Origin of the sequence: Marinobacter sp. F4216, assembly GCF_019931195.1 — a bacterium.
GTDB classification, from domain to species: domain Bacteria; phylum Pseudomonadota; class Gammaproteobacteria; order Pseudomonadales; family Oleiphilaceae; genus Marinobacter; species Marinobacter suaedae.
The window spans coordinates 788,835-809,610 of sequence record NZ_JAIOUO010000003.1 but is presented as its reverse complement, the minus strand read 5'-3'; the positions used below and the strand labels follow the sequence as shown (position 1 = coordinate 809,610).

18 protein-coding genes and 1 pseudogene are annotated in these 20,776 nt (G+C 57.6%); 5 read left to right on the top strand and 14 right to left on the bottom strand.

The window, feature by feature from the left end; all coding sequences use genetic code 11:
* Window positions 1-179: 179 nt before the first annotated feature.
* The 6 genes from K8I84_RS09280 to K8I84_RS09255 form a co-directional block, all read right to left on the bottom strand.
* Complete coding sequence (locus K8I84_RS09280) at window positions 180-911, bottom strand: sulfite exporter TauE/SafE family protein (protein WP_223794463.1); 732 nt, start codon at window positions 909-911, stop codon at window positions 180-182.
* Window positions 904-1,740, bottom strand: a complete 837-nt coding sequence (locus tag K8I84_RS09275) for an SDR family oxidoreductase (RefSeq protein WP_223794462.1) — start codon at window positions 1,738-1,740, stop codon at window positions 904-906. Before K8I84_RS09275 ends, K8I84_RS09280 begins: the two co-directional genes overlap by 8 nt.
* Complete coding sequence (locus tag K8I84_RS09270) at window positions 1,737-2,678, bottom strand: SDR family oxidoreductase (protein ID WP_223794461.1); 942 nt, start codon at window positions 2,676-2,678, stop codon at window positions 1,737-1,739. Before K8I84_RS09270 ends, K8I84_RS09275 begins: the two co-directional genes overlap by 4 nt.
* Window positions 2,679-2,682: 4 nt before the next feature.
* On the bottom strand, window positions 2,683-3,597 hold the full coding sequence (locus tag K8I84_RS09265; RefSeq protein ID WP_223794460.1) for a bile acid:sodium symporter family protein: 915 nt from the start codon (window positions 3,595-3,597) through the stop codon (window positions 2,683-2,685).
* Between the two features lie 6 nt (window positions 3,598-3,603).
* The gene (locus K8I84_RS09260) at window positions 3,604-4,905 is read right to left on the bottom strand and encodes a flavin-containing monooxygenase (RefSeq protein ID WP_223794459.1); all 1,302 of its coding nucleotides are present in this window, start codon (window positions 4,903-4,905) and stop codon (window positions 3,604-3,606) included.
* A gap of 280 nt (window positions 4,906-5,185) precedes the next feature.
* Complete coding sequence (locus K8I84_RS09255; RefSeq protein ID WP_223794458.1) at window positions 5,186-6,199, bottom strand: AraC family transcriptional regulator; 1,014 nt, start codon at window positions 6,197-6,199, stop codon at window positions 5,186-5,188.
* Window positions 6,200-6,617: 418 nt separating this feature from the next.
* On the opposite strand from K8I84_RS09255, the pseudogene K8I84_RS17045 reads away from it, so the two are divergent.
* A pseudogene (locus K8I84_RS17045) lies at window positions 6,618-6,817 on the top strand (DUF1302 family protein); the annotation flags it as partial.
* A gap of 292 nt (window positions 6,818-7,109) precedes the next feature.
* On the opposite strand, the gene K8I84_RS09245 reads toward K8I84_RS17045, so the two are convergent.
* A complete protein-coding gene (locus tag K8I84_RS09245; RefSeq protein ID WP_411722669.1) occupies window positions 7,110-8,402 on the bottom strand; it encodes an NAD(P)/FAD-dependent oxidoreductase in 1,293 nt (430 codons plus the stop codon).
* A 183-nt stretch (window positions 8,403-8,585) separates the two neighbouring features.
* On the opposite strand from K8I84_RS09245, the gene K8I84_RS09240 reads away from it, so the two are divergent.
* Entirely contained in the window at window positions 8,586-9,140 is a 555-nt protein-coding gene (locus K8I84_RS09240; RefSeq protein ID WP_223794456.1) for a cupin domain-containing protein, read from the top strand.
* Window positions 9,141-9,236: 96 nt separating this feature from the next.
* On the opposite strand, the gene K8I84_RS09235 is transcribed toward K8I84_RS09240, so the two are convergent.
* Window positions 9,237-9,872, bottom strand: a complete 636-nt coding sequence (locus K8I84_RS09235) for a TetR/AcrR family transcriptional regulator (protein WP_223794455.1) — start codon at window positions 9,870-9,872, stop codon at window positions 9,237-9,239.
* A 164-nt stretch (window positions 9,873-10,036) separates the two neighbouring features.
* On the opposite strand from K8I84_RS09235, the gene K8I84_RS09230 reads away from it, so the two are divergent.
* A complete protein-coding gene (locus K8I84_RS09230; protein WP_223794454.1) occupies window positions 10,037-11,116 on the top strand; it encodes an efflux RND transporter periplasmic adaptor subunit in 1,080 nt (359 codons plus the stop codon).
* On the top strand, window positions 11,116-14,142 hold the full coding sequence (locus K8I84_RS09225) for an efflux RND transporter permease subunit (RefSeq protein ID WP_223794453.1): 3,027 nt from the start codon (window positions 11,116-11,118) through the stop codon (window positions 14,140-14,142). Before K8I84_RS09230 ends, K8I84_RS09225 begins: the two co-directional genes overlap by 1 nt.
* 12 nt (window positions 14,143-14,154) lie before the next feature.
* On the opposite strand, the gene astE is transcribed toward K8I84_RS09225, so the two are convergent.
* The 6 genes from astE to K8I84_RS09195 all read right to left on the bottom strand — a co-directional run bounded on the left by astE (window position 14,155) and on the right by K8I84_RS09195 (window position 19,366).
* Window positions 14,155-15,195 carry a succinylglutamate desuccinylase gene (astE, locus tag K8I84_RS09220; RefSeq protein ID WP_223794452.1) on the bottom strand — a complete coding sequence of 347 codons (1,041 nt, stop codon included), beginning with the start codon at window positions 15,193-15,195 and terminating at the stop codon, window positions 14,155-14,157.
* Between the two features lie 160 nt (window positions 15,196-15,355).
* The gene (locus K8I84_RS09215; protein ID WP_223794451.1) at window positions 15,356-16,081 is read right to left on the bottom strand and encodes an ABC transporter permease; all 726 of its coding nucleotides are present in this window, start codon (window positions 16,079-16,081) and stop codon (window positions 15,356-15,358) included.
* A gap of 3 nt (window positions 16,082-16,084) precedes the next feature.
* Window positions 16,085-16,789, bottom strand: coding sequence for an ABC transporter permease (locus K8I84_RS09210; protein WP_223794450.1), 705 nt, complete (start codon window positions 16,787-16,789; stop codon window positions 16,085-16,087).
* A gap of 49 nt (window positions 16,790-16,838) precedes the next feature.
* Window positions 16,839-17,594, bottom strand: coding sequence for an ABC transporter substrate-binding protein (locus tag K8I84_RS09205; RefSeq protein WP_223794449.1), 756 nt, complete (start codon window positions 17,592-17,594; stop codon window positions 16,839-16,841).
* Window positions 17,595-17,681: 87 nt separating this feature from the next.
* Window positions 17,682-18,452 (bottom strand): ABC transporter ATP-binding protein, encoded by a 771-nt coding sequence (locus K8I84_RS09200; RefSeq protein WP_223794448.1) that lies wholly within the window; start codon window positions 18,450-18,452, stop codon window positions 17,682-17,684.
* A 155-nt stretch (window positions 18,453-18,607) separates the two neighbouring features.
* Entirely contained in the window at window positions 18,608-19,366 is a 759-nt protein-coding gene (locus K8I84_RS09195) for an FCD domain-containing protein (protein ID WP_223794511.1), read from the bottom strand.
* 366 nt (window positions 19,367-19,732) lie between these two features.
* On the opposite strand from K8I84_RS09195, the gene dctP reads away from it, so the two are divergent.
* A complete protein-coding gene (dctP, locus tag K8I84_RS09190; RefSeq protein ID WP_411722668.1) occupies window positions 19,733-20,776 on the top strand; it encodes a TRAP transporter substrate-binding protein DctP in 1,044 nt (347 codons plus the stop codon).

Below are 20,776 nucleotides of genomic sequence, written 5' to 3'. Positions count from 1 at the left end.
TAAATCGATATTTAAAAAGCTGAGCGCGCCTTGATGCTGGGACTAGGTGCGACTGCGGTGCTGATTAAGGATAAAGCGCAACCAACAACATAAGCACAGCGTAATAGCGGCTCGGCCTCGCTACGAGGCCGAGAAGATGAACCTTCACGGCTTTAGTCTGAAAACCTGGGAAGCCAGTCCTAGGCCCTCACAATTAGCAGTAATCCAGTGACCAGCAACACACCATATACGGCCTTCCTAAACCGTGTTTCGTCAAGGCGGTGGTGGAAAAACTCTCCTGCCAGAACACCAACCACCAGCAAAGGCAGATACCACACTAGCCGACCAAAACTGCTGACCAGGCTGCCATCAAATAGGTAAAGCACACTCAGGGTCAGATTCAGAGTAAACCAAACCGCTAGCAAGGTAGCGCGGGTGCGGCTTTTGTCCTGCTGGATACCGGTCAAAGCATAGACAAGCAGTGGGCCGCCGGAGGCGAACAGACCATGGGTTATTCCAGCGCCGAAGGTGAGAATGCGGCTGGTCGTCCGGCCGTGAAGCTCGGCCACATGGCCACTGAACAGTCGCCAGAGTTCCTTACCGGCAAACCACACTACCAGTGCGCCAAATAGCGCTTTGAGAAGGCTGGTCCCGAGCCAGGGCGTGAGCACATATCCGGTAAAAGTACCGGCTACCATCAATGGAAGAATCAGGGCTGTGAGAAGGTGCCAGTCGATGTGCTGGCGGTGTTTCCAGGTCAGATAGCCGCTCATGAACACGTTCAGGGGCACCAGTACTGGCAGCATTTCCGGAATAGGCAGAACTATGGCACCCAGGGACAGGGCGATGACAATAGAGCCGAACCCGGTTATGGCCTCAATGGTGTAGGCAAGCAATATGGCCAAGCCAAGCCACAGCCATGGGTCATTCATGTGGCGGGTTCCCGTATGAGGTGGTGGTTGCTGGAGCTGTACGGTCCGCAATGTCACCTGCGAATTTTCGGCGCACGACTCTAAGGTACAGCGACGGGGCAATGCGCCACAGAAGGCTGCCGAAACGGGATATTCGATCCGGCAGTAGCCAGCGCTTGCGACTGGCAAGGGCCACGGCGATCAATCGCGCAATATCATCCGCACTGGCCATGGTGCCAACGGTGGAGCGGGCATGAGTTGCCCTGTTGCCATCGGCCCCCAGGGCACTCTGCTCTATGGGCGTATCCAGAAAGCTGGGGTAGACCATGAGCAGATGAATGCCTTTGTGCTCCAGCTCCAGCCGAAGCACCTCAAAGAACTGGGTCAGGGCACTCTTGGCCGCGCAATATCCGGCCCGACCCGGCACCGGCATCCAGCCAGCCATGGAGCCTATGCAGATAATCTGACCTTTGCTACGTTCCAGCAGCGGCAAGGCCAGCTGCGTCAGTTCCACTGGCCCCTGCCAGTCGACGGCCATTACTTTGCGGAATACATCTGGCTTTGTGCTGATAGCCGGGGAGCGGTGAGTAATGCCTGCGTTGTTTACCAGCAGGTCGAGGCGACCGAATGCAGCCTCCGTCTCCCGTACCAGTCGCTCAAGATCCGGTGTGTTGGTGACATCCACGGTAACAATATGCACCCGGGAGTCGTCGCCCAGTTCCGTCTGCCGTCGCAGCAAAGCATCAGTGTTGATATCCGCCAGCACGAGGCAGTGGCCGGCCTGGAACCAGTGTTGGGCCATGGCCCAACCCAGGCCGCTGGCGGCGCCGGTGATCAGAGTAACGGTCATAGATCGCCCTTCTTTCTCGCTTGTTCGATGAAGAACTCGAAGGTCTCAGCAGAGGTTTTTTCCAGTCGATAGCCGAACTCCTCCTTCAGCCGGCGGTTGCTCAAAACCGGTCGGTAACGGAGGAAGTTGACCTGCTCCGGACTTACCGGTTTACCCAGCCATTTGGCCACCTGCAATGCGCCTTTCACCACACTCGCAGGTATGGTCAGTAAGGACTTGTCCAGCCTGCGGGCGATCTCCTGAATGGTAAGGGCACCATCACCGGCCATGTTGTACCGGCCAACCCTGTCATCCCGTATGCCCTGCTCCATGGCTCCGATGACATCCTGGTCCCAGATAAACACGAACGGCGAGTTACTGCCTCGGATGGCCAACAGGCGCGGTGCCAGAAACAGGCCGGTGATCTGGTTGCGGGTTTCGGCCCCCAGCACCGTGCCGGGTCGGAAGACCAGTTGTTGTAGTTCCGGGTGTTCGTCCAGGTATTTCCGCAGCAGTTCCTCCACCTGGCGCTTGTGGTCCGAGTAGGCAAACTCCGGGTTGCCCCGCAGAGGATCATCCTCATCGATCCAGGCCGGGTTGTCCGGGTGGTAACCGTAAGCGGCACCGGAGCTCGTGACGGTGATGTGCTTCACCTTGGCGGCGACACACGCCTGCAGTACGTTGCGGGTACCGTTTACGTCAATATCGTAGTCACGCTGTCGGTCTGGCGATGCCTGGAGTATCGACGCAAGGTGGATCACATGGGTAATCCGGTTTTCCGTCAGAGTGTGCACGAGTTTGTTGTCCCGCACATCCAGCACTTCCAGCGGGAAATCCAGGTCATCCCTTGTTCTTATATCGGTGCCAAGGACGAAATAATCCTTGGCGAGCCGCTTGCCCAGCTGGTGGCCAATGTAGCCGGCAGCGCCGGTAATGAGTATCCGTTTTTCTGTGGTCATGGGGTCAGGAGTATTGCTCAATTGGATTAGGGAGAGGTCGCCGGGCCCAGATCTGTGACAGGGTTAAGCCGGACACCAGGTGCCAGACGCCCCAGAAGGCAGTGATCAGCATCATGCCACCGGCATCAGGGAAGAAGGTAAACAGGATAACCAGCCCGAGTCCTGAGTTCTGGATGCCCACCTCCATGGTCACCGCACGCTGATCCGGCACTGACAGCTTCATCAGCCGCGCCATGGCATAGCCTAGCCCCAGAGCCAGCAGGTTGTGCCCTACGACGAGCCAGAAGAAGCTATGGAAACGGGCCAGGAACAGCTCCATATTGTTCAGGAAGGCAATAGCCACGAACACCATGAAGATCAACAGCGAGAGAACGCGCAGTGGCTTCTCGCTGCGCATGGCCAGCTTGGGAAACCGTCCGCCCGTGATCATGCCCAGTACCAGCGGCAAGGCCAGCACCAGTAACACCAGCAGCAGGATATTGCCCGGCTCCAGGGTAATTTCTTGAAGGTAGGCCCGGGTATGAGGGTTAAGCCAGCCGTAAAGGGCAAAGTTGAAGGGAGTCATCACCGTAGCCGCCAGACTGGAGACTGCCGACATACTCACTGACACCGCCACATTGCCCCTACCCAGCCAGGTCATGATGTTCGAAAAGCTGCCGCCAGGGCAGGAGGCCACCAGAATCATACCCAGTGCCAGGTCCGGGTCGATGCGGAAGAACCAGGTGAACATGCAGGTGGCCATGGGCAACAGGAAAAACTGGGCGAACAGTCCGGCCACTGGTGCACGAGGTATGGTGAGTACCCGCCGGAAGTCTGCCGGCTTCAAGGTCATGGACACCCCGAACATCATCAGCGCAAGAATGAGGTTCAAAAGAACCAGGCTGGTGGGGTCAAACTGCACCGTCATGGACGATTGCATACGACGTTACCCCTTACTGCTAGGTTCGAGGTCTGCAATGTGCCTGGCCAGGCTGTCCAAATAGGCGTCTTTGTTCACATAGTAGGCCATACGGGCCAGTTTGATGTAGTTGTAGCCACCGTCCAGCCGCTCCCCGGCACGGGTTTTCTTTTTCTGGCACAGGTCGGCGGCAGCAGCAGAGCCCCGCTGTTGTTCCCGGATGAACAGGGAAGCCAGCCGGGCCTGCTGGTTGCGGCCTTCCCAGCCCAGGCCGGTGGCCTCGACCATCCCCATGATGAACAGGTTGTCGTAATCCGGGTGCATCATGTTCTGGTACAGTTGGGGCGCGTCTTCGTGCTCAGGCCAGTTCAGGTGCTTCCGGTCGATGAAGGGATAGTCCAGTAGATAACCGGTAGCCATCAGGATCAGGTCATAGTCTCCGGACTCGCCGTCGCGGAAGTGCACTGTATGGCCTTCGATCCGGTCGATGGACCTGCGAGGCTGGATGTCGCCATGACCGAGGTGGTGAAGAATCAGGGAGTTGATCACCGGGTGCGACTCGTACATAAGATATTCCGGGTCCGGTAAGCCGTAGTCGGATGGCTTGCCGATCACCATGCGCATCAGCCGGGCATCGAGCTTTTGTTTAATGGGGCGGGGCAGTTTCAACTTGCTACCGAGGGTATCGACCGGTCGACCGTTGATGAACTTGGGCAGGAAGTAGTAGCCCCGGCGCAGGCTCAAGTCCACCGAGCGGGCATGGTGCACGGCGTCCACCGCAATGTCCGCCCCGGAATTGCCGCAGCCGATGATGAGCACGCGTTTGTTCTTGAAGACCTCCGGGCTGCGGTAATCGGCGGAATGCATCACCTCGCCGGCAAAGTCGCCAGGGAGTGTCGGCATGTTAGGGGTGTGCAGGGTCCCGTTGGCAATCATCACACCATCAAAGTTGCGGGTCTGTTGTTGCCCGTCATGTTCAGTAGTGATTGCCCACTGATCTCCGTCCGGTTCAACCCTGACCACCCGGGTATTGAACTCGTAGTGTTCCCGCAGGCCAAAATGATCTACGAAGTCCCGGAAATACGCTTTCAGCTCAATATGGCTCGGGTACTGGGCTACGGAATCCTTCATGGGGAACTCTGCGAATTCCGTCATCCGTTTTGATGAGATCAGATGGGCGGTATCGTACATGGTGCTGTGGGGGTTATCGATGTCCCACAGGCCACCCACGTCGCTGTGGAGTTCGAATCCGGTAAAGGGGATATTCTGCTTCTGAAGGTTGCGAGCACAGGCCAAGCCCATGGGGCCGGCGCCGATTACTGCGTACATAATGGTATTCCTGCTTTTATTACTAAGTTGCTGCATCTTACGATTTCAAGCGCTGCTTTTTCTGACAAGAAGGGACACAAGTCATGACAATTCGAGCCATGACATGACGCTGCCGGAGCCGATTGCCTACAACTTGCTACTGTGCCAAAAGGTATGTCTGGCTTTGCAAGACAGGTTTTACATGCCGGAGTACGGAGTAAGTAATCCATATATTCGGTACTTGGAGAAAGCTGAGGGGGAAAGTGCCGAGGGGAGGGCGTGATGGGTAACCCCCTAATTTTTATCTATTTCTGCCTTCAATCAGCTCGGGTTGTGAATGGTCGTCTTTGTCGGAGAGGAGCCGTCGGCGCAACTTGGCAGGAGAGGTGCCGGTCCAGCGTCTGAATGCCTTGGCGAATGAACTTTCGCCCGAGAAGCCCAGCGCGTCTGCAATATCAACAAGCCGCTCATGCCGCTGAAGACGCTCCAGAGCCAACCGGTGCAGCGTACTGTCACGCAAGGATTTGAACGAACAACCTTCCTCCGCCAATTTGCGGTTGAGGTGTCGGCCACTCAAGTTCATCTCCGCCGCAATACGATCCTTTCCCCAGCGTGGATGCCGCTCAATGAGTCGCTGAGTCTCAGCGCTCAAACCCTGGCACCCCAGTTCAGCCAATGTGCGGTCAGTAAGATGTCGAAGGTAGTTGTGCAGGTTATTGTTGGCCTGAACCAGAGGCAGGGCAAGCTGCTCTTCAGAAAAAACCAGTGAATTGTTTGCTGACTGGAAATAGGTCTTCACGCCCAACAGGCTGCTGTAGCTCTCTCTGGATGCCAGTGGCGAGTGCATGAAATGAAATTCGCTCACCTCAAATTTATCTCCACTGGCCCAGCGGCCCAGATTGAGAATCGCCGCCAGGGCCGCCTCCACTCGCTCTGCCTGACGCCTGGCAAGACGGGGCTGATAATGAATCGCGGCCTTGCCATCGTTTTTACGCACAAATATAAAGTCACCCCCTCCACCAACGATTGGAGCAACCTCAGTCAGTTGTTCCAGCGCCTCTCCCAGTGTGGTACAGGTCATCAGCAGAAGCCCCGCACTGTCAAGGTGACCAGGTTGCAGTTCGAGCCCGATACGAAGCCCGAACAATGGATCGTTGCTGGTTTTGCAACAGACATCCCAAAGCTGATCCAGTAACGCCAACGGAAGGCGGTTGTTCTGGTCAACCATTTGCTGGAGGGGTGGGGGAATTGCAAGGCCTGCACGTTCTGCGTATTGCGACAGCGCTTTGGCGTAAAGGTTGTTGACTGTATTCATATTGCCATTTGTGGCTCGAATTTCCGCCTTACTGTCCTATTTAAACCGTCTTTGGGAAGGTCTGTTATTTATACTGGCCAATGCGATCGAACATAACAACAAGCCGGATACGTGTCCAGAACGACGGGAGAACGTGGTGGTAGCAGCGAGTGGTGGCGCACTGCTAGCGCTGATGATGCATCAGAAACCTCAAGGCTGATCAGTGTGCTCGATGGCGCCAGCTACAATGTCGGCATTATGAGTGCTATGAATGGCACCTCCAATCATCGTGTACACCAATAATGAGCAAAGCAACTTATAACAACAATGGAGAAACCTGCCAGTGACAAGAAAAACAGAACAACGGCACCACTGGATCAAATTTCCGCTGGCCGTAGCTGTTGCAGCGGGAGTATCCGGGCAGGCAGGCGCCTATTCCTTCAATCAGGCAGACTGGGAACTCGTGCGCCCGGGCGACTGTGGCACCTTCTTTCTACCAGCGATTTCGCCGCTGACGGCTGTGGCCCTGTACTTCTTGCAGGCCAGTTGCCAGACTCGCAACCGCAGGGCTTTATCACTCCTCGACTGGGGAATAAAAAAGCGGATTCCAAGGATCAATTTGGCGTAGCGTTACGTTGGTAGGTGCCTGAACTGAATGATTCTGAAGTCGGTTTTTATTGCATCATCGGGTGCGGCTTGTGCGCGCACCCTTGAGAGACGGCGACGGTCATGTATATGCCAAGCGTGACCTATCCATATAGGAAGCTCCTGGCAAGCGGCGGTCATTGATCACTGCGATGGGCGTGGAGAACTCGGGTGCGTTGCTGAAGCGCACGGCATGCACTTTTCCGACCTTAAGTGTTTCCGTCCGCCTCAAAAAGTGTTCGAGGCGGACAGCGCTGGTGAGTCCGCTGAAAGCGCTCCCGCGCCCTCAGACCAGATCTTTCGCCCGATGGTAGAGCATCCCGACAGCCAGCAGCGGCGAGCGGAATCTCCGGCCGCCAGGGAAGCGCATGTGATGGATGCTTTCAAACGTCAGCATCCGGTCGGACTCACCCGCGATGTGCTCAGCAATCACTCGCGCCGCCATATGCGTCGCATTGATGCCATGGCCGGAATAGGCCTGGGCAAAGTAGACGTTTTCCATCAGGCGGCCGATCTGCGGCATACGATTGGCGCCGATACCGATCATGCCTCCCCACTGGTAGTCGACCTTGATGTCCTTGAGATAGGGAAAGACCTTGTCCATGTTCGGTTTCAGGGCGCCGACAATGGAGGCGGGATCGCGGCCGGAATAGTTGCACAGGCCGCCGAAGATCAGGCGGTTGTCGGCACTGAGGCGGTAGTAGTCCAGAGCCACCCGCTGGTCGCAGACGGCCATGTTCTGCGGCAGGAGTTTCCGCGCCAGATCTTCGGGCAATTGCTCGGTGGCAATCACGTAGCTGCCGGCCGGCAGGACCCGACCTTCAAGCTTGGGGTTGAGGCCCGCGACGTGGGCGTTGCCGCAGATAATCAGTTTGTCGCAGCGAACCGAGCCACTGGCTGTTTTCACGTGAACGGTTGGGCCGTACTCAATCTCGGTGACCGCCGACTGTTCAAATAACTGAGCACCGCAGTCCATGGCCGCTTTTGCTTCGCCAAGAACCAGGTTCAATGGATGCAGGTGGCCGCTGCCCATGTCCACCATGCCGCCGACGTAGTTGTCGGAGCCGACAATGGTGTGCAGCTCTTCCTTTTGAACCATGCGAACTTCGTGCGTATAGCCCATGCTTTCGAGCCAGGCCTTGTCTTCTTCCAGGGCCTTCAGTTGGCGGGGCTTGTGGGCAACATCACAGTAGCCCATGACCAGATCGCAGTTGATGTCGTAGCGTTTGATGCGTTCGCGCACAATGTCGACGGCTTCCAGTCCCATCTTCTTGATGGAATCAACACCGGAGCGTCCGATCTGGTTTTCAAACTTGTCGACATCCTCGCCAATGCCCCGGATCATCTGCCCGCCGTTCCGCCCGGTGGCGCCCCAGCCGATCTGGTAGGCTTCGAGCAGGACAACCTTGTGGCCGCGCTCCGCCAGTTCCAGGGCGGTATTCACGCCGCTGAATCCGCCGCCGATGACGCAGATTTCTGTCTGAATGTCCTCCGCCAGGCTGGAGAGGTTCAGGTTCAGATTTTTACTGGCGGCATAGTAGGAGTCGGGATAGGTGGGGCGATGGGTCTTTGGGTTCAGCATCATCTCTCGGCCGATTTTTACTGCAGGGACTGGTGAATATTTTGAGCGATCTTAACAAAGCTATGTGGGATAACAAGGCATAATTGTTAATTATTATTGACAACCGTTCTTGATTTTGGTCAATTGAAATCGTGCTGACCGATAGAAAATCACTTCACGAATTGGGAAAGGAGCAAGCCGTTGGATGATGTAGGTAGCCAGCTGCGCGCCGTGCGCCAAGCCGCTGGGCTTTCACAACGAGAGCTGGCCAAACGAGCTGGTGTCACCAACTCAATGATCTCCATGATCGAAAAGAACAAGGTCTCACCGAGCGTCGGCTCGCTCAAAAAAGTCCTGTCAGGCATCCCCATTTCGTTACTCGATTTCTTCATGACCGAGGAAACCGAACATCCCTCGGCGCCCGTGGTGTATCGCCGGGATGAGATGCAGTCTATTGATGCCGAAGACGGTATTCTCTGGAAGCTTGTCGGCAACAACTTTCCAAACCGAAAAATGGCCTTCATGGAAGAGCGCTATCCGCCGGGCTCCGATACCGGACGAGAGCTATTTGAGCACGAGGGAGAGGAAGCCGGATTGATCATCTCCGGAAAGCTGGAGCTGACCATTGACGGCCAGGATTACGTATTGGAGCCCGGCGACGGTTACTACTTCGAAACCACCCGACCACATCGCTTCCGCAACCCGTTCGAAGAAACCTGTGTGCTGGTGTCTGCGTTAACGCCACCAAAACTCTGATATCTCTCGGCGGGGGGTCGTTGAATCATCCCCGGTAGCCTGGATCTGTTCGGCGCGAACCTGCCGCAATTCCGGCCTGTTCCGGATTAAACCGCGCTAGGCGGAGATCGACGACGTCAGCATATCGATCGTGTGGCGGATCAGCTGCTCGGCGGGAAAGTCCGGATTGCCTTCGCCCATTTCCGACTGGCAGAGAAGAATGACCCCGTGGAGGGCACCGCGCAGATACAGGGCGGTCTGGAGGGGGTTGGTGATGCGCTCTCGGTTGATCGTGCCGTCCTCAAGCCCCTGTTCAATGGCTCCCGCCATAAGCTCCATCAGATCGGATTCGGAGCAGAGCATTGCTTCAGCCTGGTTCTCGTCGGCATCTGCCATGGCGGTTGACGCCGTCGTCAGCGCCGAGAAATAGTCCGATTCCTCCAGATAGAAGCGATAGTAGGACTCTCCAATCGCCCGAACCTGATCCAGGCCGTTATCGGCGGTCTGTCTCGCCTCTTCAAATCTCCGGAACAGGCTGTGCCCGGCCCTGACCATGATGCCCCGCTGTATTGCCGCCTTGTCCTTGAAGTACACATACAACAACGCCCGGCTCAGGCTCGCTGTGCGGGCGATATCGTCCATAGACGTGCGTTCGTACCCCTTTTCAGAAAACACGAGTTCTGCCGCGTCCAGAATGGCGTCGTAGCGGGCCTGCTTTTCTCGTTCCCGGCGGGTTTTCAGGGTATCGGTCATGGAATGCGTCCGTTTTACTGCGATTGTTCGGAATTTTAGTTGAATAGATTAAATACTGAACATTGACAAGGTGTCAATAAGTGACATCATGTCCGAATATTCATTCGGGTGTCCGACGGAGAGGGCATTCGCCACCGAACAGAGCAGGGATGAAAGGACGAGCCATGAAACCACGAGCCAAACTTTACGCTGCAACCCTTCTGATTGTGTTTCCGTGGATACTCGCCGGCTGCAAGGCTGGTGATGTCAGTGCGGGGTCGACGCCTGAGGCGGTAACGGTGCGGGTCGCGGAAGTGACTGGGGGTGAGTCCGCGGGTGTGCCCCTGAGGTTTTCCGGCATTGTTCGGGCCAGCCAGCGGGCAACGCTGACCTTCCAGGTCAGTGGACGGCTGGAAGAGCAGGCGGTCGAGCTGGGGCAGAAAGTGGCGGCGGGTGATGTGCTGGCTCAAGTCTATAGCCCGGCATTGGCGCCTGCGCGGGACTCGGCAAAGGCCCGGTTGGCAGAGCTGAATACGCAGTACGAACAGGCTCGTCGGGAGTGGTTGCGTTCAAATCGCCTGCATGAGCGGGGCGTGGTTTCCGAACAGAGCCTGGAACAGATTGCCGCTCGCCGGGATGCCCTGAAAGCGAGCGTGGCAACGGCCAAAGCCTCGCTCGCAGAAGCCACGCAGCTGTTGGAAGAAAGCACTCTGCGGGCCCCGTTTGCCGGCCGGGTGGAAGCGTTGCTGGTGGAGCGGGACGAATTTGTGGCGGCCGGCCAGCCGGTGATGCGGCTGTCCTCACCCCAGGGCAGGGAAGTCGAGGTCCGGGTGCCTGCCTATTTGCTGGATCACGTTGCCCTTGGGCAGGAGTTATCCATCTGGTCCGTACAGGATCGAAGCCTGCCGGTGCTCACCGGTTCGGTACTGGAAATCGCCCAGGCCGGAGCCATTCGCGGTGAACTCCACCCGATACTGGTCAGCCTGCCGGTCGATTCCCTGGAACCGGGTGAGCCGGTGGAAGTGGGCATTACGCCCGAGGGTACTGCCGCTGCATCCGTACCGTTGGTGGCGGTGACCCGAACGGCAGAGGGCACGGGGGTGTTCCGGGTTCGTGATGGCCAGGCTCTTCGGGTTCCGGTCACCGTGGATCGGATTCTGGGCGAGCGTGCCCTGGTCAGTTCCGACTTTCTGGTTCCGGGCGACCAGGTGGTCTACGCCGGCATGACCCGTCTGACCGACGGGGATCGGGTGGAGGTGCACTGATGGTCCGTTACCTTCTCCGCTGTCAGCGCCTGCTGGGCATGGTGGTCACCATGCTCTGCCTGCTGGGGATTGCGGCTTACGTCACCATGCCCCGGCAGGAAGATCCCTCATTCCCTTACCGGGCCGGTATGGTCACGGTCAGCTACCCCGGCGCCAGCGCGGATGCGGTCGAGCGTCTGGTCATGCGTCCCCTGGCGGATGAACTTCGTCAGGTCGAAGAGGTCGACTTTGCCCAGGGTACCGCCCGCACCGGCGTTGCCCTTGTCCGGGTGCGTCTGCATGACGACATCTACGAAACCGATGCCGCCTGGGACCGGGTGCGCCTTGCCATGGATCGTGCCCGTCAGGACTTCCCCGATGACGTCGGCCAGATGTCCCTGGATGACCGGCTCATTGATATCCCGGCCATCGTGCTGGCGGTTGGTGGCTCGCCCTCGGTGACAGAGCTGTCCTCCGTTGCTGAACGTCTGAAACAGGAATTGCTGGACATTCAGGGCGTGTCCCGGATCGAACTGGATGGCGATGCGGACGAGCAGATTACCCTGGCGCTGGATGACGCCGCCCTGTATCGGCTGGGTATTTCACCCACACGGGTGATGGACACCCTGGCGCGACGGAACCAGACCATTCCGGGTGGTTTTGTGGTGGTGGACGGCCGCCGCCTGTCGGTACTGCCGAACAGCGAATTTGCCGATATCGAGGCCATTCGGGCCACGCCCATCGAATTGCCGGATGGCTCCCAGGTGCCCCTGGCTGCCGCCGCCGAAGTCTGGCGTGGGCCGGTCGAGCCCAGGCAGCCGGAAACCTGGTTCGACGGTGAGCGAGTGGTGCTGGTAAACCTCATCATGGAGGAGGGCAGTACCGATGCCATCCGCTTTGGTGAGCGGGTCCGTGAGCGACTGGACCTGATCCGGTCAGAGTTTGAGCCTTACGACATTAGGGAAATGTTTTTCCAGCCGGACAAGGTGGAAGACCGCCTGGATAACCTGGCCTGGAGCCTGCTGTTCTCGGTGATGATCATCGTGACCGTGGTGTTCCTTGGTATGGGCATTCGCATGGGGCTGCTGGTGGCGTCCATTCTGCCCATGGTGGCCATGATCAGCGTCGGGCTTTACGACCTCGGCGGCGGGGTTCTGCATCAGATTGCGGTGATCGGTATGGTCATCTCGCTGGGCATTCTCATCGACAACGCCATTGTCATCGTCGAGAACATTCAGGGGCATCTGGAAGCTGGCATGGCACGCCTGGATGCCCTGAAGACCGCTATTGCGGAGTTGGCCGGACCGCTGGGCGCCTCTACCGCCACCACACTGGCAGCCTTTGCACCCTTGTTGCTAGCGACCGGGGGCACCGCCGACTTTACCCGGGGTATCCCGGTCATGATCATGCTGACTCTGTCGGTGAGCTACCTGCTGGCTATTTCCGCGGTTCCCCTGCTGGCGGTGCGCTTCCTGAAGCCCAGAGCGCAGACTGGCAAGGATCGGTTGGCCGGGCTGGCGGTGTTTCTTGGCCAGCTGGTGGCTCGTTACCCCAGCCGGCTGATCGCCGTTGGTGGTCTGCTGGTTGTCGTGAGCATGGCCATGGCGCCGTTTATGGCGAAACAGTTTTTCCCGAATGCTGATCGGCCTCGGGTGATTGTCGAAATGTACATGCCCGAGGGGACGGACCAGGAGCGCACGGCCGAGGCTGCGGCCAAGCTTGAGCGTGCTATCCGGACCCAGCCGGATGCCCTGGAAGTGCATCGGTTTGTTGGCTTTTCAGGCCCGGCGTTCTATTACAATCTGCAGCGTGCGCCCCAGGCACCGAACCGGGCGAGACTGGTTGTGCGCACCCCGGCCCTGGAAGATACCGCGGTAATGATGGAATGGGTAAGAGCCTTCGTGAAGGAGGACATGCCCGAACTGGATGTGAGTGTCAGCATACTGGGGCAGGGGCCTCCCCGGGCGGCACCGGTCGAGATCCGGCTCTACCATCCGGATGACGCGGTTCGCACCCGGGCGGTGGAGCAGGTGTTTTCAATCCTTCGGAATGTGGAAGGCACGGCGGATGTCCGCAATGACATCGACCTGGGTGTGCCCAGTATCGCGATCAATGTGGATGATGCCTCGGCAGCTCGTTACGGGCTGACCCGTGCCGATGTGGCCCAGAGCCTGTATGGGCAGAGTTTCGGGGTGGTTGCTGAGCGTTACCGGCAGGAAGACGATCCGATCCCACTGGTCCTTCGGTCCCGTGAAGGCACGGCGTTACCCTTGTCCCGCCTGTTGTCTGTGAACATCTACAACGACCGTGGCGATGCGGTGCCCCTGTCGGCCATTGCCTCGGTGGACACCATCTGGGAGCCAGCGGTGCGCTACCTGCGGGATGGCGTGCGGACCAATACGGTCACCGCCAACCTGCTGACCGGTTACAGTTTCAGTCAGGCACTGGATGGCCTCAACCGGGGGCTGGAGAGCAATCCGTTGCCCGGCGGGACACGGATGGAACTGGGTGGCGATGCAGAAGGATCCGGCGATGCCAACACCGCACTGCTCACTGCCGCACCCATTGGCGTGCTTCTGCTGCTGTTCTTCCTGCTGCTGCAGTTCAACTCGTTCCGCCGGGTGGGCATTATTCTGCTGACGGTGCCACTGGCTGCCGTGGGCATTATTCCCGGGCTGGTGCTGTCCGGCTCGCCCTTTGGCTTCCAGTCGATGCTGGGGGTGATTGCCCTGGTGGGCATCGTGGTGAACAACGCCATTGTCTTGCTGGATGTGATGGACCGGAAACTGACGGAAGGTAAGGGGATTCGGGATGCGGTGCGCATCGCCGTCGAGCAGAGAACCCGGCCGATATTGCTGACCACGGCGACGACCGTTGCCGGACTCTTGCCGCTGGCCTTCTCCAGTTCAACTCTCTGGCCGCCCATGGCCTGGGCCATTATCTCCGGCCTGCTGGCGTCCACCATGCTCACGCTGCTGATGATCCCTGCCTTGTGCAGCAAGGTCATCAGCACCCGTGTACCACAGCCGGTGAACGCTCCTGCCTGATCGTCTGTCTGATCAGGCTTGCTCGTTACCGAGGGGCCTGATCAGCAGTCCTACCCGTTGGCCAACCGGCACCTTGCGGTTCGGGAAGACGATGGATTCCGGAATGTCGCCTACCCGGTAGCTGGTTTCGTTGTCTTCCCAGATCACCTCGCCGGTGGCGTACTCGGTGAAGTTGGCGACATCGTCCGGAATGTGGAACTGGAAGCTGTCGCCGGTGTTCAGAATTTCAAAGACCACCTTGAATACCGTCATCCGGTCGCTGTCCTGGGCGGGTGCCGGCTGGCCCCGGAAACGGCGGCGCAGGGCATCCCGGATGCCGGTGAAGCGGTTCAGGTCGTTCTCGCCGAACGGGCGGACCTTGCCCAGTTCGATAGTGAAACTCTCGGCACCCAGCTGGGAGGACGTGAAGGATGAGAACGTGGTGCCCTCTTTGTGTTGCAGCAGCAGGGTGTCCACGTCGGCTTCCAGCAGGAAGTCGCACTGGTCCTTGGGCGCGTTGCGGCCTTCCACAAACGGATACAGGGCGAACTTCTCCCTTTGTGAAGGCCGGATTGCGGTGTGCAGGTCGTAGTGGTTCAGGGCACCCTCATGGCGGCTGGCGAAATCCCGGCAGAAGTCTTCGAGCTGTTTGGCCCGGCCCGCCTCGGGTAGCCCTTGGTACTCCGGTTTGCCGTGGGCGCCATGGAACAGCCGGTTCATGTTCGCTTCGGTAAATCGATCACCCTGGACCATGGCTGGCGGGTTGCCCAGTATCAGCAGCAGCGGGCAGGCCACCTGCCATTCGCCGTTCAGCAACTCACTGACCAGACCGTTCAGTACTTCAATCGGAGCGGTTTCGTTACCGTGTACACCTGCGGAGATGATCAGGGCTTCATTGTTGGGGTTTGGTCTGTCCGCTGGCGGGATGACTTCCAGAACGCCCAGTGCCTTGCGGTTAATCCGGGTGCCGTCGGCCAGTTGCGTATGGGTTTCCGTAATGTCTTTCGAGGCGTGCTCAAGGGTATGCGCGAGCCAGTCTGAGGCCGTGTCGAAAAGGGTGTGATCAATCGTCATGGTGCGTCCCCGTCATGATCGATAGGAGAGCAGGGTGTTGCTTGCCTGGGGTTCAGTCCGAAATGGTTCAGGAGTTGGGTTCAGAGACCCGAAGACAGGTAGATGGTTCCCGGGGGGCAACACCCTGCCAGCCCGGGAACCATACCGAACGGCTGCTCCCTCAGGAGCTGCCGGCCGGGCGCTGGTGCCGCAGGAGGTGGTTTTCCAGCTTGCGGAAGAGGAATACCAGCAGGAACGTCAGTGCCATGTAGATCAGCGCCACGGCAATAAAGGCATCAAACGGCGCGTAGAAGCGCGAGTAGATGTTTCTCGCTGCGCCGGTCAGGTCGACGATGGTCACCACACTGGCAATCGCACTGGAATGCAGCATGAAGATGACCTCGTTGGAGTAGGCCTGAACCGCTCGACGTGCCGCGCTCGGCAGGATGATGCGGCGCATGCGCATGAACCAGTTCATGCCATAAGCCTTGGCTGCTTCGATCTCACCGTTTGGTGTAGCCACGATGGCGCCCCGAATGATCTCGGTGGTGTAGGCTGCGGTGTTCAGGACAAAGGCCAGCAGAGCCGGGTAGAACGGTTCTTTGAAAATATCCCACCAGAAGGTGTCCTGGATGCCGGGAATCTGCGCGATGCCGTAGTAAATGATGTACAGCTGGATCAGCAGTGGTGTACCCCGGAATACATAGGTAAAGATCCACACCGGGCCGGACACAAAGTGGTTTTTGCTGGTCCGCATGATGGCCAGCGGGATGGCCAGAACCAGGCCGATCACCAGGGACAGAAAGACCAGTTGAACCGTACTCACCAGACCATCCCAGTATTCCATCATGGTCATGGCGGTGAAAATTTCGTTTTGATTCAGCCACTCGGTAATAAATTCAGGCATGTCTTATCCCCCCTTAACCACGCCGGCATTCGCCCGCTTGTCGAGCCACTTGATGAACAGCTCGGAGCCGGCTGTCAGCAGCAGGTACATCGCCGCTACGGGAATGAAGAAGTGGAACGGCATGCGCTCGGCCTTGGCCGCTTCCTCGGCAACCCGGACCATGTCAGTCAGGCCAATGATGGATACCAGTGCCGTGGTTTTCAGCAGTACCTGCCAGTTGTTGCCCAGGCCGGGGAGGGCGTGGCGCAGCATCTGCGGGAACATGATCCGCCGGAAGGTGTGCCAGTTGGAAAATCCGTACGCCTTGGCCGCTTCAATCTGACCTTTTTCCACCGCCAGGAACGCGCCCCGGAACGTTTCGGTCATGTATGCGCCAAAGATCAGGCCAATGGTCACGACGCCTGAAATGAACGGATTGAACTGGAAGAAGAAATCAATCTCGTACTTGTCCCAGAGAAAATCCGACAGGTTGTTCACTGCCACCTGGCCGCCGTAATAGAACAGCAGCATCATGACCAGGTCAGGTACACCTCGGATGAGGGTTGTGTACGCCGTTGCGATGCCTCTGGCTACCCGGTTGTTAGACAGCTTGGAGGTCGCACCTATCAAGCCAATGAATAACGCCAGGGCTAGGGAGAGGAAGGCCAGTTCAACGGTAACAATGGCCCCTTCAAAGAGAGCCGGGCCATAGCCTTTCAGATCGAGCATGGAATAGTCCGGTAGGTCAGGGGTGGCCTAGGCGGCCACCCCCGGAGGTTTACATCTTGATGTCGTAGCTGAAGTACTTCTGCATGATGGTGTCGTAGGTACCATCGTTTTTCAGCTTCTTCAGGGCGGCGTTTACTTTGCCGGCCAGGTCTTTGTCACGCTGACGCATGGCAACGCCGACACCTTCGCCCAGCTTCACAGGCTCACCAACTTCTTTGAAGCCTTCTTTGCTCAGGATGGTCTGTTCACCAACCGGGTAGTCAACGAAGACTACGTCCAGACGCTGACCTTCGAGGTCCAGCACCATGTCGTCGGCGGTGGTGTAACGCTTGATGGTTACCACGTCAGCCATTTCTTCGGTCACGTAAGTGTCCATGGTAGTGCCGCGCTGAACACCAACGGTCTTGCCCTTCATGGCTTCCATGTCGGTTACGTCGGTGTTGAAGTCGGTACGGCCGAACCAGCCACCCGGGGTGTTGTAGTACGGCTCGGAGAACAGAACACGCTCAGCACGCTCAGGGGTGATGGACATGGAGGACATGATGGCGTCGAACTTACGAGCCAGCAGTCCCGGGATCATGCCGTCCCAAGCCTGGATAACAAATTCGCAGTCAGCCTTCATCTGTTCGCACATGGCTTCAGCCAGTTCTACTTCAAAGCCGGTCAGTTCGCCGTTCTCATCTTTGTATTCGAACGGTGCGTAAGGCACGTCAAATGCGATGCGAACTTCTTTCCAGTCTTTTGCCTGGACGGTGCCGGCCGCCATGGCCAGGGCACAACTTGCTGCAACAAACAGTTTTTTCATGTGTCACTTCTCCTAGTGGTCTGCCTTTTCGGCTTATTTCTTATGAAAATTTCACACTAAAGCTCGTGATCAAGATAGCACCGGGAATCAGAACTTGGGAGCAAGGAATTGCTTCATCCGTTCAGAATCCGGGTTATCAAACACCTTGTCAGGGGTGCCTTGTTCCTCGATCTTGCCTTGGTGTAAATACAGGACCTGCGTTGACACATCCCTTGCAAACGCCATCTCGTGGGTAACCACGATCATGGTCCGGCCTTCCTCGGCCAGGCTCTGCATGACCTTAAGGACTTCACCAACCAGCTCAGGGTCCAGGGCAGAAGTCGGCTCATCGAACAGCATGACTTCCGGCTCCATGGCCAGAGCACGGGCAATCGCTGCACGCTGCTGCTGACCGCCAGACATCTGGGCGGGGTAGTAGTCCTTACGCTCATAGATGCCTACCTTTTGCAGGTAAGCCTCTGCGCGTTCGATCGCCTCTTTCTTGGGAACCTTCAGCACGTTAACCGGTGCTTCAATGATGTTCTCCAGAACCGTCATGTGGGACCAGAGGTTGAAGCTCTGGAACACCATGGACAGTTTTGAGCGAATCTGTTCCACCTGCCGGTTATCCGCCGGTACACGCTCGCCGCGACGATTCTCGGTGAACCGGATCGGATCACCGTGGACAATAATGTCGCCGGAAGTGGGGGTTTCAAGAAGGTTGATGCACCGCAGGAAAGTACTCTTTCCGGAACCCGAACTTCCAATAAGGGAGACAACGTCTCCTTTGCGGGTTTCCAGGGACACGCCCTTCAAGACTTCAAGTTCGCCGAAGGTTTTGTGGATATCCCTGCAGATCAAAGGCGCTTGGTCCGCCATGGGTAGCTCCTGAAGCTGTCATTTAAAGCCGCATGTTTTACGGATTGAGTTGATAGAAATCAAGACCTGAAATGCAGGGTTTTGTTTCAGAACCCCGCTGTAAGGCCCGTCCCTACAGGCTTCGTCATTCTGGCCAATCCCGCGCCACAATTGGCTCACAGGCTTGTCAAGTGCTGCTGATCGGGCGATGTTTTCATGGCTGGCATCCGGATGACTTCCCGCCCTTCCATCTCCAGCTTCTTCATAGCATTGCTCACAAAACGTACATGAGCAACGGCTGCTTTTTGAGCAGCATTGGCTTTTCCCGCCAGAATGGCGTTATAGAGTTGCTTGTGCTGGCGGATGATCTGTCCGCGCATTTCCTGGCGCGGGTTGAGATTCACTACGGACGCATGGACTGTCATCAGCATCATGTTCTTCAGGCTGCTCAGCACGTGCACAAGCACCGGGTTGTGGGAGGCTTCGACGATGGCCTGGTGAAAATTGTGGTCGGGCCGGGCGTTGCTGAGCGGGTCGGTTTCTTCCAGCGCCCGGAAGGCCTTGGAAATGCGGTGTTTGTCCAGACTGGTCGCCCGCTGCGCCGCCAGATAGGCTGCTTGTCCCTCCAGCTGCTCCCGGACTTCCAGTAAGTCGTACAGGGTGCGTGGGTGCCCTTCATATAGATGCATCAGGGGGCTCTGCTCGTTCAGTTCTTCCGGTTCCGGAACCATGCTGGCAACAAAGGAACCCTTGCCGTGCCGGGTTTCGATAACGCCACGCCCCTGCAATTCGTGCAGGGCTTCCCGAATCACTGAGCGGGACACTCCCAGTCGCGTCGACAATTGCCGTTCGGAAGGGATTTTTTGTCCCGGAGCCAGCCCTCCATCAAGGATGAGTCGTTCCAGTCGGTATGAAATTTCCTGGGAAATAGCCATGAATGATTCCATGATTGCGTGCTGGTCTGACCAGTGAGGCGGCACATAGTCAGCCGGTATTGTTGTTCTGTTTCCGGGCCAGAGCGCTGTAAATATGGCTGATTTAAGGGAATTCGTCCATTTTCCTGATTGGAAAAACTGGTCTGACCAGTTCTCTGTTTACTGGACTAAAACCGAATTGGTGACGAATATCTTGTTAATGTCGGCAGTTGCGATGCATCGCGCCGGCGTTGATCCGACATAGATAAAAACAACGCTAACGGAGATGTGGCAATGAAACCCAACACAATAACGTGGACCACGTGTGATCAGGCAGAGGCACCGCCTCGCCGAAGCTTTCTGAAAACCGCGGCCCTCGGGCTGTCCATGGCTGGTGCTTTAATGCTGGGGAGTGGTCAGGCTCAGGCCGCCACCACCTGGAAAATCCAGTCCGTCTGGGACGCCGGCACCGTCGGGTATGATCTGTTCGAAGAGTGGTGTCAGAGCATTGAAGAAAAATCCGGCGGTGAGCTGATTTTCAAACCCTTCCCGGCCAAGGCTGTTGCGGCGGATAACAACGCGCTTTTCGACGCGGTTCGTAACGGCGTATTGCAGGGCATGAACCCGTTTACCCTGTACTGGTCCGGTAAAATCCCCGCGTCTGTCTTCCTGTCATCTTATCCGGCCGGTCCGGACCAGCCCCACCAGTGGGACACCATGTTCTATTCCATGGGCATGCTGGAAAAAACCCGGGAAATCTACGAGAAGTTCGGTCTGTTTTACGTCGGACCGATCCAGCACGACGCTAACATTATTCACTCCAAGCAGCCGGTTAACAGCCTTGCAGACCTGAAAGGCATGAAAATCCGTGTGCCGGGCGGCATGGTTGCCGAAGTATTCCAGCAGTTCGGTGTGTCCACCGTGAGCCTGCCGGGTTCCGACATTTTCCCGGCGCTGGAAAAGGGCACCATTGATGCGGCCGACTATGTGGGACCGGCGGTGAACTGGGAACTGGGTTTCTCCCAGGTGACCGATTACATCCTGTTCGGACCTCCCGGTGTGATGTCCATCTACCAGCCGGTTGACCTGATGGACCTGACCGTGAACCTGCGGGCCTGGAACGCGCTGGATCCGAAGCTGCAGCAGCTGGTGGAAGACGAAGTGCGTAACTACTCCCAGAAGCACTACCTGACCATCCAGAAGCGCAATATCGAGGCGATGGAGAAGTTCAAGGAATCCGGCGATACCGTCAGCCGCCTGAGTCAGGAAGACCTGCAGGAGTTCCGTCGTGCTGCCATCCCGATCTGGTACAAGTGGGCCAACAAGGACGAGGATGCCCGTGCGATCTTCGACATGCAGCTGGAATACATGATGAACGACACCGTCGGGTATATCGACGAGTCTGATCTTGAGGGTGTAGAGGGTAAATAA